A 15440-nucleotide genomic window follows, 5' to 3' on the forward strand; every position below is an offset into this window, starting at 1 on the left:
GCCTGCCCCGTTCGCTACGCCGCTGCTCCGTACGACGGATATCGCTACGCAGGACCGTGCTCGCCGTACGGAGCAGCGCGGCCGTTCGCGTCGTACGAAGCAATGGCGAATACCGAGATGGCCCCCCGGTCGCTTGGCGGCTGGGCAGGTCCGGCTCGTCGTACGGAGCAGTGGCGAATTCCGGGATGGTCCCCGGTCGCTTGGCGGCCGGGCAGGTCCGGCTCGCCGTACGGAGCAACGGCGTATGGGCCCGCGGTCCTCCCCGGTCGTTCGCTGAGCGGGTGGTCAGCGCCCGGAGCCGGGGGAGTCGCGAGAGTCCGCGGGCGGGCGCAGGCCGCAGTCGGCGAGCTCGAGCAGTGCGAGGCTGCGGATCACCTCGGTGTCGCCGCGACGCCAGGCGCCGGCCGGGTCGGAGCTGATCCGGGAGAGCGCCGGGAGCGGCTGGTTGGCCATGGCCCGCAGCGCGAAGAGGTCGAGGTCGTCCACGTCGTCGACGAGCGCCTGGGCCGCGGTGGCCCGCCGCACGAAGCGCCACCGCTGGGACAGCCACAGCGCGCCGACGATGACGATCGGCGTGAGCGCGGTGACCCAGCCGAGCACGTCCGCCAATTTCTCGCAGGCATCGACGAGATCGCGACCAGCGTCCTCGATCGACGTCCCCGCGCCCGCGGCGTCGCGGAAGGGATCGGCGACCCGGTCGTCGAGGATCGGCAGGTCGTCGACGCCGTCGCCCGCGGACTCCAGCCGTTCGCGGAAGCCGCTGCCGGCCGACTCGAGGCGCCGCCCCGGAGCGGCCAGCTGCAGCGTCGAGTCGTGGACGGCCAGCCCGATCCTCGCCCAGACCACGACCCAGGCGAGGAGGAAGAGGTCAGCGACGATCTGTCGGGTTCGACGCGCGGGCAGATCCGCGTAGAGCTTCATGCAGGCCATTACACTCCCGATCCGTGGCCCTGCCACCCGTGGGCACAATGGCGTGCCCGCGGCACATCCCTCCACGGAAGGCTGGACCGGTGAGCACGACCCCCATGGAGCGGGCCGTGCGGACCTGGCTGACCCAGCTGGACGTCGAGCGCGGCGTCTCCGCCCACACCCTCGCGGCCTACACCCGCGACGCGCGGCGTTACGTCGACCACCTCGCGACGCACGGCATCACCGACCCCGCCGACGTCACGGAACTCCACGTCTCGGGTTTCCTCGCCTCCCTTCGCTCCGGTGACGACGACCACCCACCGCTGGCCGCCAGCTCGGCCGCTCGCACGCTCGTCGCGGTGCGGGGCCTGCACAAGTTCCTCGCGCTCGAGGGCGAGACCACGCACAACCCGGCCCAGGACGTGGCGCCGCCGGCACCCCCTTCGCGCCTGCCCAAGGCCATCGGCCGCGACGAGGTGGTCCGCCTCATCGACGCCGCCGGCGTCGGCGACGGCCCGGTACCGCTGCGCGACCGGGCCCTGCTCGAGCTCCTCTACGGCACCGGTGCCCGCATCTCCGAGGCCGTCGGCCTCGACCTCGACGACCTCGACCTCGACATCGGCGCTGCGCGGCTGCTCGGCAAGGGCGGCAAGGAGCGGGTCGTCCCGCTCGGCTCCTATGCCGTCGACGCCGTGCGCGCCTGGCTGGTGCGGGCCCGTCCCGAGCTGTCGGCGAAGGGGAGGGCCGGGCCGGCGCTCTTCCTCAACCGACGCGGGGCGCGGCTGTCCCGGCAGAGCGCCTGGGAGGTCATCACGACGGCCGCCGGCCGGGCCGACCTCGCCGGCCACGTCTCGCCGCACACGCTGCGCCACTCCTTCGCGACCCACTTGCTCGAGGGCGGGGCCGACGTGCGCGTGGTCCAGGAGCTGCTCGGGCACGCGTCCGTGACGACCACGCAGATCTACACGATGGTGACCGTCGACCAGCTGCGCGAGGTCTACGCACAGAGCCACCCCCGTGCCCGCTGATAGTGTCGTCGCTGATCAGCGAGAGGCTGACCGACCGCCAGACCCGATGGAGTGATCCGCCTGTGGCATCCGAGGTGACGCCGCCGCTCGACTTCGAGCACGACTTGGCCCAGCCGGGTCCGACCGGCCGACCCCTGCCCTCCTTCCCCGAGCCGCCGCCCCTGGCGTCGCACGGCCCGGCGCGCATCATCGCGATGTGCAACCAGAAGGGCGGCGTCGGCAAGACGACGACCACGATCAACCTCGGCGCGGCCCTGGCCGAGGCCGGCCGCAGGGTCCTGCTCGTCGACTTCGACCCGCAGGGTGCCCTCTCCGTCGGCCTCGGCGTGCCGACCCACACCCTCGACCTGACGATCTACGACCTGCTGGTCACCCGCGGCCACGAGATCACCGAGATCATCCAGCACACCGCCGTCGAGGGGCTCGACGTCGCCCCGGCCAACATCGACCTGTCGGCCGCCGAGGTTCAGCTCGTCGGCGAGGTCGCCCGCGAGCAGATCCTCTCGCGCGTGCTGCGCCCCGTCGTCGACGACTACGACGTGGTGCTCATCGACTGCCAGCCCTCGCTCGGCCTGCTCACCGTCAACGCCCTCACCGCGGCGCACGGCGTGATCATCCCGCTCGAGACCGAGTACTTCGCCATGCGTGGTGTCGCGCTGCTCGTCGAGACGATCGACAAGATCACCGACAGGCTCAACCCCGGCCTGACGATCGACGGCATCCTCGCGACGATGTTCGACGGACGCACCCTGCACAGCCGCGAGGTCGTCGGCTCGGTCGTCGAACACTTCGGCGACAAGGTCTTCCACACCGTCATCTCCCGCACGGTGAAGTTCCCCGACGCCACGCTCGCCGCGGAGCCGATCACCACCTATGCGACCGGCCACTCGGGCGCCAACGCCTACCGTCAGCTGGCCCGCGAGCTCATCTCGCGCGGCGGCGCCCCCTGACGACCGTGGAGGCCCCCGAGGTCGCTGTCCCGGGCGGCGTCATCACCAAGCGGGGCGCCGAGCAGGCCTTCACCGTCCACCTCGACAACTTCGAAGGTCCCTTCGACCTGCTGCTCGGCCTGATCAGCAAGCACCAGCTCGACATCACCGAGATCGCGCTCGCCAAGGTCACCGACGAGTTCATGGCCCACCTGCGCGCGCTCCAGGCGAGCGAGCCCTCGTGGGACCTCGGCCAGACGAGCGAGTTCCTGCTCGTCGCCGCCACGCTGCTCGACATCAAGGCCGCCCGCCTGCTACCGAGCACCGGTGATGGCGACGAGGATGACCTCGAGCTCATCGAGGCGCGTGACCTGCTCTTCGCGCGGCTGCTGCAGTACCGCGCCTTCAAGGACGTGGCGCGCTTCCTCGGCGAGACGATGGCCGCGACCGGTCGGATGACCGCCCGCCAGGCCGGCCTCGAGCCGCACCTGGCCAAGCTGCTGCCCGAGCTGGTCATCAGCGTCACGCCCGAGCAGCTGGCGATGGTCGCTGCCCGCGCCCTGACGCCCAAGGAGCCCGAGACCGTCGGGCTGGCCCACCTGCACGCGCCCGCGGTGAGCGTGCGCGAGCAGGCGGTCGTGGTCGTCGACCGGCTGCGCCGCGACGGCACGACGTCCTTCCGGTCGCTCGTGCGCGACGCGGACTCGACGCTCGTCGTCGTCGCGCGCTTCCTCGCGCTGCTCGAGCTCTTCCGCGACAAGCAGGTCGTCTTCGAGCAGCCCGAGGCGCTCGGCGAGCTCGAGGTGAGCTGGACGGGCAGCGAGGAGGGCACCGTGGACGTTGGTGCCGAGTTCGACGAAGGGGAGGCCCCGCCCCCTTCGCCCGAGCAGGACGAGCAGGACGAGCAGGACGAGCGGGTCGTGGAGGAGAGCGATGACTGAACCAGACGCCCCGGTCCCGGAGGCGGTGCCGGAGGTGGCCGCGGAGGCCCTCGAGCCCGAGAGCCTCGAGCCCGAAGGCCTCGAGCCCGAGGGCGACGACGTGCAGGTGGCCTTCGACGTCGGTGAGCTGCCGGGCGGCGCCCGGGCGGCCATCGAGGCCGTGCTCATGGTCGTCGAGGAGCCGGTCACCGACCACGCGCTCGCCTCCGCGCTCGAGCTGCCGGTCGAGGAGATCCGCGACCACCTCGCCGACCTCGAGCGGCAGTACGCCGACGGCTCGCACGGCTTCACCGTGCGCAACGTCGGCGGCGGCTGGCGCTTCTACAGCCACCACGCCTACGCGCCCGTCGTCGAGCGATTCGTCCTCGACGGCCAGCAGTCGCGCCTGACCGCGGCCTCGCTCGAGACCCTCGCCGTCGTCGCCTATCGTCAGCCGATCTCCCGCGCGCGCATCTCCGCCGTGCGCGGGGTCAACGTCGACGGCGTCGTGCGCACCCTCCTCACCCGTGGCCTGATCATCGAGGTGACCAAGGACGAGGAGTCGGGTGCGACGCTGTACGGGACGACGCCCTACTTCCTCGAGCGCATGGGCCTGAACTCCCTCGACGACCTGCCGCCCATCGCCCCCTACCTGCCCGACGCATCCGTGCTCGACGAACTCGTGAACGAGGCCCGCTGATGACCCCACCCCGCAACCGCCGCCCCGGAGGACCCCAGGGAGCCCCGCGCGGCACCGGACCGAAGAAGCCGCCGCGCCCCGGCCGCCGACCCCAGCCCGACCGGGGGACCACCGGTCGCAGCCGAACCGGCCAGCCGGACCTCGCGCCCCCGCCGCCCACCGGCCCGACGATCGACGTCCACAACCCCGAGGGCACCCGCCTGCAGAAGGTGCTGGCCGCCGCAGGCGTCGGCTCCCGCCGCGCCTGCGAGCTGCTCATCGCCGAGGGTCGCGTCGAGGTCGACGGCCAGGTCGTCACCGAGCTCGGGGTGCGCGTCGACCCCCTTCGCCAGACCGTCCACGTCGACGGCGAGCGGATCCAGCTCGACGAGTCGCGGGTCTACCTCGCCTTCAACAAGCCCGCCGGCGTCGTCACGACGATGTCCGACGAGCTCGGCCGGCTCAACATCGGCGACTACGTCGCCGGCCGCCCGGAGCGGCTCTTCCACGTCGGCCGGCTCGACGCCGACACCGAAGGCCTGCTCATCCTCACCAACGACGGCGACCTCGCCCACCGGCTGCAGCACCCCGCGCACGGCGTGCTCAAGACCTACATCGCGGAGATCCCCGGCCCGGTGCCCAAGGACCTCGGCAAGACGCTGCGCGCCGGCGTCGAGCTCGACGACGGGCCGGTCCAGGCCGACTCCTTCCGCATCGTCGACTCCAAGCCGGGCAAGGCGATCGTCGAGGTGATCCTCCACGAGGGGCGCAAGCACATCGTGCGTCGCCTCCTCGAGCACGTCGGTCACCCGGTCATCTCGCTCGTGCGCACCCAGGTCGGGCCGATCACCCTCGGGTCGACGAAGTCCGGCCGCTGGCGGCCGCTGAGCCAGCGCGAGATCAGCGACCTCTACAAGGCTGCGGGGCTGTGACGGCCTCCACCGAGGCGAAGGGAGCGGCCTCCGCCCTGCCCCCGGTGCACGTCGTCGGGACCGGCCTCATCGGCGCGAGCATCGGGCTGGCGCTCACCGCGGCCGGCGCCGACGTCACGCTCGAGGACCAGTCGGAGACCTCGGTCTCGCTCGCCCGTGACCTCGGGGCCGGGCGGATCAGCGCCGACGTCGTCCCCGGTGTCGTCGTCGTGGCCGCGCCGCCGGACGTCACGCCACGCCTCGTCGTGGCTGCCCTGGAGCGGTGGCCCGAGGCCGTCGTCACCGACGTCGCGTCCGTCAAGCAGGTGATCCTCGCCGACCTCGTGCGCGCCGGGGTGGCCATCGAGCGCTATGTCGGCAGCCATCCGATGGCCGGCCGCGAGCGCTCGGGCGCGATCAGTGCGCGGGCCGACCTCTTCGAGGGTCGGGCGTGGGTGCTCTGCCCGCACGAAGGGAGCGACCCGACCGCCACGCAGGTCGTCGCCCGGCTCGCGCAGGCCACGGGTGCCGCGGTCACGACCCTCAGCCCCGCCGACCACGACGCCGCCGTGGCCGCCGTCTCCCACGCTCCGCAGGTCGCCGCCTCGCTCGTCGCGGCCCGGTTGGAGCACTTGAGCGAGCAGGCCGTGGGTCTGGCCGGCCAGGGCGTGCGTGACGTCACGCGGATCGCCGCGAGCGACCCCGGCCTGTGGACCCAGATCCTCTCCGGCAACGCCGGAGCCGTCGCGCAGGTGCTGCGCGCGATGTCGCACGACCTCGTCGGGATCGTCGAGGCCCTCGAGGCCCTGTCGACCGACCCGCACGTCGCGGACGCCCCCGGGGCCCGTGCGGTGCTCGCCCGCAGCATCGCCGACGGCAACGCCGGCCACGCCCGCATCCCCGGCAAGCACGGTGCGCCGCCGGCCGCCTACGCCGTCGTGCGGGTCGTCGTCGACGACCGCCCGGGCGAGGTCGCGCGTCTGCTCACGGAGATCGGCGAGGAGGGGGTCAACATGGAGGACCTGCGCCTCGACCACGGCCTCGGACTGCCCTTCGGCGTGGCGGAGATCTCCGTGCTGCCGGCTGCTGCCGGACCCCTCACCGAGGCCCTGCAGACCCGCGGGTGGCAGATCCACTCCTGAGCGGCGACTAGGCTGACCCCTCGTGACCAGCCAGCCCGCCCCCTTCGTCATCGGCATCGACGGACCCTCGGGATCCGGCAAGTCCAGCGTCTCGCGCGCCGTCGCCACCCGGCTCGGCGCCGGCTACCTCGACACCGGCGCGATGTACCGCGCCCTGACCTGGTGGTGCCGGCACACCGAGGTCGACCTCGGTGACGCCGATGCGATCATCGCGGCCGCGCTGAGCCTGCCGCTCGAGATCGGCGACGACCCGCAGGCGCCGACGGTCGCCGTCGACGGCACCGAAGTCGCCGCGGCGATCCGCACCAGCGAGATCAGCTCGCTCGTCTCGACCGTCGCGACCGTGCCCGAGGTGCGCGTCGAGATGCAGCGACGCCAGCGCGCGCTCATCGACGACATCGCCGCGCGCCACGGTGCGTGCGTCGCCGAGGGACGCGACGTCACGACCGTCATCGCGCCCGACGCCCAGGTGCGCATCCTGCTCACCGCGAGCGAGGAGGCCCGGCTGCGGCGCCGCTCGCTCGAGGTGCACGGCGCCACCGACGACGCGGCCATCGCCGCGACCCGCGACCAGGTCGTGCGGCGCGACCGCGACGACTCGACCGTCTCGCAGTTCACCGAGGCCGCGGAGGGTGTGACCGTCGTCGACACCTCCGATCTCGACTTCGACGGCTCGGTCGCCGCGGTGATGGACGTCGTCGCTGCTGCGCGAGCGAGCTGACACCCCCTTCGACATCGGCGGCCCCGCCCGCCCACGGCTGCGACAATGGCCGTCACCACCGACTGACCAGGAGCATCGTGGACACCACCGAACCCACCGCACCCCACGGGGACGACGAGAGCGCCGAGGGCGTCGAGCGGGTGCTGCGTGCCGGGCTCGAGGACTTCGAGCTGACGGCCGAGGACCGCGCGATCATCGACGGCTTCCAGCCGGGCGAGGAGGAGCACGCCGCCGGGCCGTTGCCCGTCGTCGCCATCGTCGGCCGGCCCAACGTCGGCAAGTCGACCTTCGTCAACCGCGTGCTGCGGCGCCGCGAGGCGGTCGTCGAGGACACCCCCGGCGTCACCCGTGATCGCGTCGCCTACGACGCGGAGTGGGCGGGCCGCCGCTTCACCCTCCTCGACACCGGTGGCTGGGAGATCGGCGCCGAGGGCATCCACCTGCGCGTCGCCGAGCAGGCCGAGGTGGCCATCGAGATGGCCGACGTCGTCGTCTTCGTCGTCGACGCCATCGTCGGTGCCACGGACGACGACGAGGCGGTCGTGCGGCTGCTGCGCAAGTCCGGCAAGCCGGTCGTGCTCGTGGCCAACAAGGTCGACGACCAGCGCTTCGAGGCCGACGCGGCCGCGCTGTGGAACCTCGGCCTCGGCGAGCCGCTGCCCGTCTCCGCCCTCCACGGGCGGGGGAGTGGCGACGCCCTCGACGCCGTCCTCGACGTCATGCCGGAGGTCTCCGCCTCCGGCAAGGCACTGCCCGAAGGGGGTCCGCGTCGCGTGGCCCTCATCGGCCGGCCCAATGTCGGCAAGTCGAGTCTGCTCAACAAGCTCGCGGGGGAGGAGCGGGTCGTCGTCGACGACTTCGCCGGGACCACGCGTGACCCCGTCGACGAGATCATCGAGCTCGGCGGGCGCCCGTGGCGCTTCGTCGACACCGCTGGCATCCGGCGGCGGGTCCACCAGACCAAGGGCGCCGACTTCTACGCCTCGCTGCGCACCCAGGCGGCGCTCGAGAAGGCAGAGGTCGCCGTCGTGCTCATCGACACGCACGAGTCGATCACCGAGCAGGACCTGCGGATCATCAGCCAGGTCGTCGAGGCCGGACGCGCGCTCGTCATCGCCTACAACAAGTGGGACATGCTCGACGAGGAGCGCCGCTTCTACCTCGAGCGGGAGATCGAGCGCGAGCTCGTGCAGACGCAGTGGGCGCCGCGAGTCAACATGTCGGCGCTCACCGGTCGCCACGTCGACCGGCTGACGCCGGCTCTCGACACGGCTCTCGACTCGTGGGACACCCGTGTGCCGACCTCGCGGCTCAATGCCGTGCTCGGCGAGATCGCCTCGGCGCACCCGCACCCGGTGCGCTCGGGCAAGCAGCCGCGGATCCTCTTCGCGACCCAGGCCTCGACCCGTCCGCCGCGCTTCGTCATCTTCGCCTCGGGCTTCATCGAGGCCGGCTACCGACGCTTCCTCGAGCGCCGTCTGCGCGAGGAGTTCGGCTTCGAGGGCACGCCCATCGAGATCTCCGTGCGGGTACGCGAGAAGCGTCGTCGGCGCTGATCCGAGACCCGCGGACCTCGATTCGGTGAGTGCCGGGGACGTGGGATATGGTGACGTTCGCTCCTGAGGGAGCAGCCACGGGCTGTGGCGCAGCTTGGTAGCGCACTTGACTGGGGGTCAAGGGGTCGCAGGTTCAAATCCTGTCAGCCCGACGGGTAAAAGGCCCGGAATCTTAACGGATTCCGGGCCTTCGTCGTGTCCGGGGCGAGGAGCGAGAGCGTGTCTGACAGCAACCGTGACAGCAACGGGGAAACGGGGCGTGGTCGGGAAGCGTCAGACAGCAATGCGCAAGGCGCCTCGCGTGAGATTTGTTGCGGAGGGTCAGGCGCGGGCCTACCGTCGCCGCATGGATGAGATCGAAGGGGGAGAGGCCGGGGCGACCTTCGTCGTCGTGGCCAGTGAGGACGGGCGCGCGGTCGCGCTCTTCAGTGACGGGTCATGGGGCCCGGCGGAGGAGTTCGGGCTCGGAGAGGGCTAGAGCGCGCGCGGAGCGGCCGAGGTCCCGACCCCACGCCAGAACGCGGCCGGGGAGACCGACAGGGGCGCGGTGCGCCGAGGCAGGCTCTAGCGACGGCGGCCCAATGTCGGCAGACCCCCGCTCACCGGCCGGCCGGTCATGCCGTCGCGAGGCTGCGGGTACCCCCGCGCGCGCGTCGGTCCGCCGCGCGCGCTTCCATCCGCTCGATCTTACGGGCGTCCTCGGCGTCCTCACGGTCCAATAGATCGAAGATCGAAAGGCGGCGCCGATCGGCGGCGGCAGCCTCCTCGACGCTCACCGCGCGTCGCTTCCGCGTCGTGGCGCTCCCACCCTTAGCGCTCGGCGACGGGCGGCGCCCGCTGCCCTGTTGGTGCCGTCCTGCGGCCCTGTTGAGCGAGGGGACGGTGATGCCAGCACCGGAGGGAGTCGCCGAGAGGATGCCTTGCCCCACCATGGCCCGGACCTCGTCGGTCGTCACGCCGAGTTGCTCGGCGGCTTCGCGCACGGGGACCGACGGCGGTGAGGCCGTGCAGGGCGCCGAGGAAGGCATCCTGCATCGCATCGCCGAGGCAGGGGGCGGGGGGCGTGCGAAGGGGGCGGGGGTGGGCGGTGTTGTTTACACGGGGCATCGCGCCCGGCCGCGAGTCGGTGCGCGAACTACGTGCGATGGCCGTCGCCCTGCGAGAAGACAACGAATTCGACCTGTCCCGGCTCCGGGGCCTGATGAAAGTGGCAACCTCATGAGCATCTCGATCCTTCGAACCGCCGACGCCTGGTGGGTCCAGACCACCGAGGGCGCCGTTCGGGTCGACACCTCGGCGACGACCACCGGAGAACTGCTCGCCGACCGTGCGGCCGGCGACCGGGATGGTCGGCACCATCAGTCCTGAGGACTACGACGGGATCGCCGAGCTCCGCTTCGCGGGTGTCGTCGGAGCCGTCCGCAACATCCCGCACTCCGAGGCTGTCTACTTCGACGAGCAGAACCCCTTCGAGACCGTCATCGGCTACCAGACCGGCCAGTCTCGAGGGCGGTGGTGGACCGAACGACTCGACGACAGCGTCGGGCATCGGACCGTCGTCATGATCCGGCAGCGCAAGGGCACCCGGTCCCGTGATTTCCGCACCTTCATCCACGACGAGCTGGGACGAGCGTTGCACGGGGCCGGCGCCCAGGATCTGCGCACGTACACCTTCATGCGCTACATCGCAGCCATGTGGAGCACCCCGGGCGTGAACCACGCGGGCCCTGCGCACCGCCGCCACCACGCGGCTTTGGTCATCGGAGCCGACTCCCGCCAGCAGTTCGACGACATCCTCAAGTCCACGGAGGTGGCCGCTGTCGTCGATCGTCAGGAGCGGCACATCACCGCAGCACACGCCTACACCGTCGATCGGACCGTTCCCGGCATCAGGATGAAGCCGTGAAGGTCACCGACGAGCCCGGCCCGACTGAGGACCCCATCGTCATCCGGCCGCGGGCATCACCACGGGTTGGTCGGCGACCCGTCGGCCTGCCAGAGCGGCGCCGATGACCCCCGCGTCGTTGCCGAGCGCTGCCGGGACGATCGGGGCGCGGGTGCGCACGTGCGGGAGGAACCGGTCGGCCGATGCGCTCACCGCCCCGCCGACGACGATGAGGTCGGGGGTGAGGAGGCTCTCGAGGAGCCCGTAGTAGGCGGTGAGCCGCTCCGCCCACTTCACGTACGAGAGCCCTTCCCGCTCCCGGGCCGCGGTCGAGGCGAGGTGCTCGGCGGGGCGGCCCGACATGGGCAGGTGACCCAGCTCGGTGTTCGGCACGAGGGTGCCGTCGACGAGGAGGGCGCTGCCGATGCCGGTGCCGAGGGTCGTCACGACGACGACACCGGAGCCTGCCGCCGCGGCGCCCCGCCTGGTCTCGGCGATGCCGGCGGCATCGGCGTCGTTGACGGCCGTGACGGGGCGCGCCAGTGCCGTGTGGAGCGAGTCCTCGACGGGGTACCCGATCCACGACGGGTCGATGTTCGCGGCCGTCTCGACCACCCCGCGCCGGACGACGGCCGGGAGGGCGATGCCGACGGGGGTGGCGTCGGTCGGTGCCAACGCCCGCACGATCTCCGCCACACACTCGGAGATCGCCGCCGGCGTGGCCGGCCGGGGGGTGTCGGCGACGAATCGCTGTCCCATGAGGATGCCGCTGCCGGCGTCGACGAGGGCGGACTTGATCGTCGTCCCGCCGACGTCGACCCCGACGACGTGCTCAGGCACGGATGGTCCCGGCCACCGCGAGCGCCTCGCTCGCGAGGCGGGTGATCTCGCCCCAGTCAGCGACCTCGACCACGGCCGCGGGGGTGATCCACGAGCCGCCGACGCAGCCGACGTTGGGGAGCGCGAGGTAGTCGGCGGCGTCGGCCGGGCCGATCCCACCCGTGGGGCAGAAGCGCATGTCGGGCACCGGGCTGTGCACCGCCTGGAGGAAGGGAGCACCACCCGAGGCCCGCGCGGGGAAGACCTTCGCCTCGCGGATGCCGCGCTCGCGCAGGGCGAGCATCTCGCTCACGGTCGCGGTGCCGGCGAGGAAGGGCAGCCCGGTCTCCGTCATGGCGTCGAGGAGGGGGTCCGTGGCGCCCGGGGAGACGAGGAAGCTCGCCCCCTTCGCTGCAGCCTGCCCCGCCTGCGCCGGGTCGACGACCGTGCCCGCCCCGACGGTGATCTCGGGCACCTCCTTGGCGATCCGCTCGATGGACTCGAGCGCGGACGAGGTGCGCAGGGTGAGCTCGATGATGTCGATGCCGCCCGCGACGAGGGCCCGTGCGAGCGGGACCGCCCGGCTGGCGTCCTCGAGGATGACGACGGGGATGACGGGGGAGATGTCGAGAAGGCTCATGCGTGACCACCTGAGAAGAAGAAGGACGCGCCCTCGTCGGCCGGGCCGGCCGACGCGCGCATGTTGTCGAAGAGCTCACGGCCGGTGCCCGTGAAGTCGTGGGAGACGAGGTGCGCCTCCCGCGCACTGATGTCGTCGTGGACGAAGAAGGTCCCGGCATCCGCGTCGACGGTGACGAGATCGCCGTCCACCACGCGGCAGAGCGGGCCGTCGAGGCTGGCCTCGGGCGTGACGTGGATGGCCGCGAGGATCTTGCCCGAGGCGCCGGACATCCGGCCGTCGGTGACGATCGCGACCCGGTGGCCTCGGTCCTGGAGGACCCCGAGCGCGGGCGTGAGCTTGTGCAGCTCCGGCATCCCGTTGGCCGCCGGACCCTGGTGCCGGACCACGGCGACGAGGTCGCCGTCGAGGCTGCCCTCCTCGAAGGCGCGCAGCAGGTCGTGCTGGTCGTCGAAGCACCGCGCCGGTGCGGTGACGCTCCGGTGCTCCGGCGCGACCGCGGAGACCTTGACGACGCCGCGACCGAGGTTGCCCTCGATGACCCGCAGACCGCCGTCCGTGGCGAAGGGGGCGTCCACCGTCCGCAGCACGGACTCGTCGAGGCTCTCTGCCGGTCCCTCCTCACGCACCACCTCGCCGTCGCGCAGCCGCGTCTCACGGGTGTACCGCCGCAGGCCCCGGCCATCCGCGGTGAGGACGTCCTCGTGGAGCAGTCCGTGCTCGAGGAGGGTGCGCACGGTGACGGCGAGCCCGCCCGCCGCCGCGTAGTGGTTCACGTCCGCGGAGCCGTTGGGGTAGATGCGGGCGAGGAGGGGCACGACCGTCGACAGGTCGGCGAGGTCGTCCCAAGAGAGGATGATGCCGGCGGCCCGCGCGATGGCCACGAGATGGAGAGTGTGGTTCGTCGAGCCGCCCGTTGCGAGGAGCGCGACGCACGCGTTGACGACCGCCCGCTCGTCGACGACCTCCCCGAGCGGCGCCTGCCCGGCGAGCGCGAGCTCGGTGACCCGGCGCCCGGCCTCGACGGTCAGCGCCTCCCGCAGTGGCGTGCCGGGGTTGACGAAGGTGGCTCCCGGCAGGTGCAGGCCCATGACCTCCATGAGGAGCTGGTTGCTGTTCGCCGTGCCGAAGAAGGTGCACGTACCCTCGGAGTGGTACGAGCTGGCCTCCGCGTCGAGGAGGGCGCGCCGGTCGACCTTGCCCTCGGCGTACTCCTGCCGCACCCGCGCCTTCTCACCGTTCGGCAGTCCCGAGGTCATCGGACCCGCGGGCACGAAGAGGGTCGGCAGGTGGCCGAAGGACAGCGCACCGATGAGCATGCCCGGCACGATCTTGTCGCACACGCCGAGCAGGAGCGTGCCGTCGAACATGTCGTGCGAGAGCGCCACAGCGGTCGACATCGCGATGACGTCACGGCTGAAGAGCGAGAGCTGCATGCCGTCGCGTCCCTGGGTGATCCCGTCGCACATCGCGGGCACGCCGCCGGCGACCTGCGCGATGCCGCCCGCCCCGAGCACCGCCCTCTTGAGCGTCTCGGGGTAGCCGGCGAAGGGGACGTGCGCGGAGAGCATGTCGTTGTAGGCCGTGACGATCGCGATGTTGGGCTTGACCAGGCCGCGCAGGTCCGCCTTCGCCTCCCGAGGTGCTCCGGCGAAGCCGTGGGCCAGGTTGGCGCAGCCGAGCCGGCCGCGGGCGGGTCCGCGGTCGGCGGCGGCACGCACCCGTGACAGGTAGGCCCGGCGGGTCGTCGCGCTCCGCTCGCGGAGTCGGGTGGTCACGTCGTCGATGACGGGGTGGAGGGTGGGGTTCATCGGGTCACGTCCTCGTTCCAGGAGCGTCCGTCACGCTCGATCAGCAGGTCGGCCGCGGCGGGGCCGTCGGTGCCGGCCGCGTATGGGCGGGGTCGGCGGGCACCGACCCCACGGATGATCGGCTCGACCCAGCGCCAGGCCGCCTCGATCTCGTCGCGGCGCATGAAGAGCGTCGTGTTGCCGCGCACGACGTCCATGAGGAGTCGCTCGTAGGCGTCGGGGGAGGGTGCGCCGAAGGCCTGGGAGAAGTTGAGGTCGAGCGAGACGGGGCGGACTCGGATCCCGCCGGGTCCGGGCTCCTTGGCGACGAGGTGGAGCCTGACGCTCTCGTCGGGCTGGAGGCGCATGACGAGCCTGTTCGGCTCCTGCGTCCCTTCGCTGCCGGGGAACATCGGGTGCGGGGTCGGCTTGAAGGCGACGACGATCTCGGAGCAGCGCTCGCGCATCCGCTTGCCGGTGCGCAGGTAGAAGGGGACGCCCGCCCAGCGCCAGTTGCGGACCTCCGCCCGGAGCGCGACGAAGGTCTCCGTCCGGCTCGGCGCCTCGACCTCCTCGACGTAGGAGGGGGCGGCCGCGCCGTCGACGAGACCGGCCGTGTACTGCCCGAGGACGCACGCGCCGTCGAGGTCCTCGAGCGGCGTGAGGGCCTGCAGGACCTTGAGCTTCTCGTCGCGCACCGACTCACCGGCGACCTGGGTCGGGGGTTCCATCGCGACGAGGCAGAGGAGCTGGAGCAGGTGGTTCTGCAGCATGTCGCGCATCGCGCCTGCACTGTCGTAGTAGCCGCCGCGGCTCCCGACACCGACCGACTCGGCGACCGTGATCTGCACGTGGTCGATGGCCGTGGCGTGCCACAGCGGCTCGAAGACCGAGTTGGCGAAGCGCGTCACGAGGAGGTTCTGCACGCTCTCCTTGCCGAGGTAGTGGTCGATCCGGAAGATCTGCGACTCGGCGAAGACCTCGCCGACGGAGTCGTTGATCTCCCGGGCAGAGGCGAGGTCGTGCCCGAGCGGCTTCTCGAGGACGACACGGCTGCTCGGCTGGACGAGCCCGATCTCGTCGAGGCGGTGGCAGATCGTCCCGAAGAGGGCCGGCCCGACGGCGAGGTAGAAGACCCGGACCGGGTTCGCCCGCTCGCGGAGGCGATCCCCGAGTGCGTGCCAGTCGTCCGGCTCGTCGACGTCGAGGCACACGTGCTCGAGCCGCGCGGCGAAGTCGTCGATCTCGCCCGACGTGACGCCGGGGACGAACTCCGGGAGCGCGCCGCGCACCTTGTCGCGGTAGCCGGCGTCGTCGAGACCGGCGCGCGAGACGGCGACGACGCGCGTCCGCGTGGGCAGCTGGCCGTCGCGCAGTCGGAGCAGCAGCGCGGGGAGCAGCTTGCGGAGGGCGAGGTCGCCCGTGCCTCCGAAGATGACGAAGTCGGTGGCCTCGAGAGGCGCGGTCACGTTCATGGGCGGTGAGCCTAGGGAAACTTATGAACGCTGGCA

General features: G+C 72.2%; 17 protein-coding genes and 1 tRNA gene. 12 read left to right on the forward strand and 6 right to left on the reverse strand.

All coding sequences use genetic code 11. The features are described from left to right. Window positions 1-285: 285 nt before the first annotated feature. The gene (locus NMQ01_RS07430) at window positions 286-921 is read right to left on the reverse strand and encodes a hypothetical protein (RefSeq protein ID WP_255186216.1); all 636 of its coding nucleotides are present in this window, start codon (window positions 919-921) and stop codon (window positions 286-288) included. A gap of 104 nt (window positions 922-1025) precedes the next feature. On the opposite strand from NMQ01_RS07430, the gene NMQ01_RS07435 reads away from it, so the two are divergent. From NMQ01_RS07435 to NMQ01_RS07480, 10 genes are all read left to right on the forward strand, one after another. Beyond that, window positions 1026-1937: a site-specific tyrosine recombinase XerD gene (locus NMQ01_RS07435; protein ID WP_255186334.1), complete on the forward strand. Its 912-nt coding sequence runs from the start codon at window positions 1026-1028 to the stop codon at window positions 1935-1937. Window positions 1938-1999: 62 nt separating this feature from the next. Then, entirely contained in the window at window positions 2000-2887 is an 888-nt protein-coding gene (locus tag NMQ01_RS07440) for a ParA family protein (RefSeq protein WP_255186217.1), read from the forward strand. A gap of 5 nt (window positions 2888-2892) precedes the next feature. After that, window positions 2893-3807, forward strand: coding sequence for a ScpA family protein (locus NMQ01_RS07445; protein WP_255186218.1), 915 nt, complete (start codon window positions 2893-2895; stop codon window positions 3805-3807). Continuing rightward, window positions 3800-4486 (forward strand): SMC-Scp complex subunit ScpB, encoded by a 687-nt coding sequence (scpB, locus tag NMQ01_RS07450; protein ID WP_255186219.1) that lies wholly within the window; start codon window positions 3800-3802, stop codon window positions 4484-4486. Before NMQ01_RS07445 ends, scpB begins: the two co-directional genes overlap by 8 nt. Next, window positions 4486-5397: a pseudouridine synthase gene (locus NMQ01_RS07455; protein ID WP_255186220.1), complete on the forward strand. Its 912-nt coding sequence runs from the start codon at window positions 4486-4488 to the stop codon at window positions 5395-5397. Before scpB ends, NMQ01_RS07455 begins: the two co-directional genes overlap by 1 nt. Continuing rightward, window positions 5394-6518: a prephenate dehydrogenase gene (locus NMQ01_RS07460; RefSeq protein WP_255186221.1), complete on the forward strand. Its 1125-nt coding sequence runs from the start codon at window positions 5394-5396 to the stop codon at window positions 6516-6518. The genes NMQ01_RS07455 and NMQ01_RS07460 overlap by 4 nt, the downstream gene beginning before the upstream one ends. Before the next feature lie 22 nt (window positions 6519-6540). After that, the gene (gene cmk / locus NMQ01_RS07465; protein WP_255186222.1) at window positions 6541-7239 is read left to right on the forward strand and encodes a (d)CMP kinase; all 699 of its coding nucleotides are present in this window, start codon (window positions 6541-6543) and stop codon (window positions 7237-7239) included. Between the two features lie 74 nt (window positions 7240-7313). Next, a complete protein-coding gene (gene der, locus NMQ01_RS07470) occupies window positions 7314-8795 on the forward strand; it encodes a ribosome biogenesis GTPase Der (protein WP_255186335.1) in 1482 nt (493 codons plus the stop codon). Window positions 8796-8873: 78 nt separating this feature from the next. Then, window positions 8874-8947: transfer RNA gene (locus NMQ01_RS07475), tRNA-Pro, on the forward strand. A gap of 194 nt (window positions 8948-9141) precedes the next feature. After that, window positions 9142-9273, forward strand: a complete 132-nt coding sequence (locus NMQ01_RS07480) for a hypothetical protein (protein ID WP_255186223.1) — start codon at window positions 9142-9144, stop codon at window positions 9271-9273. Window positions 9274-9409: 136 nt separating this feature from the next. On the opposite strand, the gene NMQ01_RS07485 is transcribed toward NMQ01_RS07480, so the two are convergent. After that, window positions 9410-9571, reverse strand: a complete 162-nt coding sequence (locus NMQ01_RS07485; RefSeq protein ID WP_255186224.1) for a hypothetical protein — start codon at window positions 9569-9571, stop codon at window positions 9410-9412. A 442-nt stretch (window positions 9572-10013) separates the two neighbouring features. Between NMQ01_RS07485 and NMQ01_RS07490 the strand changes: the two genes are divergently transcribed. Then, complete coding sequence (locus NMQ01_RS07490) at window positions 10014-10163, forward strand: hypothetical protein (RefSeq protein ID WP_255186225.1); 150 nt, start codon at window positions 10014-10016, stop codon at window positions 10161-10163. Further along, entirely contained in the window at window positions 10141-10701 is a 561-nt protein-coding gene (locus tag NMQ01_RS07495) for a hypothetical protein (protein ID WP_255186226.1), read from the forward strand. Before NMQ01_RS07490 ends, NMQ01_RS07495 begins: the two co-directional genes overlap by 23 nt. 39 nt (window positions 10702-10740) lie before the next feature. Here NMQ01_RS07495 and ppgK read toward each other — a convergent pair whose 3' ends face one another. The 4 genes from ppgK to zwf are packed head-to-tail and all read right to left on the reverse strand — an operon-like array spanning window position 10741 to window position 15404. After that, window positions 10741-11520: a polyphosphate--glucose phosphotransferase gene (gene ppgK, locus NMQ01_RS07500; protein WP_185222156.1), complete on the reverse strand. Its 780-nt coding sequence runs from the start codon at window positions 11518-11520 to the stop codon at window positions 10741-10743. Next, a complete protein-coding gene (eda, locus tag NMQ01_RS07505; RefSeq protein WP_255186227.1) occupies window positions 11513-12139 on the reverse strand; it encodes a bifunctional 4-hydroxy-2-oxoglutarate aldolase/2-dehydro-3-deoxy-phosphogluconate aldolase in 627 nt (208 codons plus the stop codon). Before eda ends, ppgK begins: the two co-directional genes overlap by 8 nt. Further along, on the reverse strand, window positions 12136-13950 hold the full coding sequence (gene edd, locus NMQ01_RS07510) for a phosphogluconate dehydratase (RefSeq protein WP_255186228.1): 1815 nt from the start codon (window positions 13948-13950) through the stop codon (window positions 12136-12138). Before edd ends, eda begins: the two co-directional genes overlap by 4 nt. Continuing rightward, a complete protein-coding gene (gene zwf / locus NMQ01_RS07515) occupies window positions 13947-15404 on the reverse strand; it encodes a glucose-6-phosphate dehydrogenase (RefSeq protein ID WP_255186229.1) in 1458 nt (485 codons plus the stop codon). Before zwf ends, edd begins: the two co-directional genes overlap by 4 nt. Window positions 15405-15440 lie beyond the last annotated feature (36 nt).

This window comes from Janibacter sp. CX7 (assembly GCF_024362365.1).
Lineage (GTDB): Bacteria > Actinomycetota > Actinomycetes > Actinomycetales > Dermatophilaceae > Janibacter.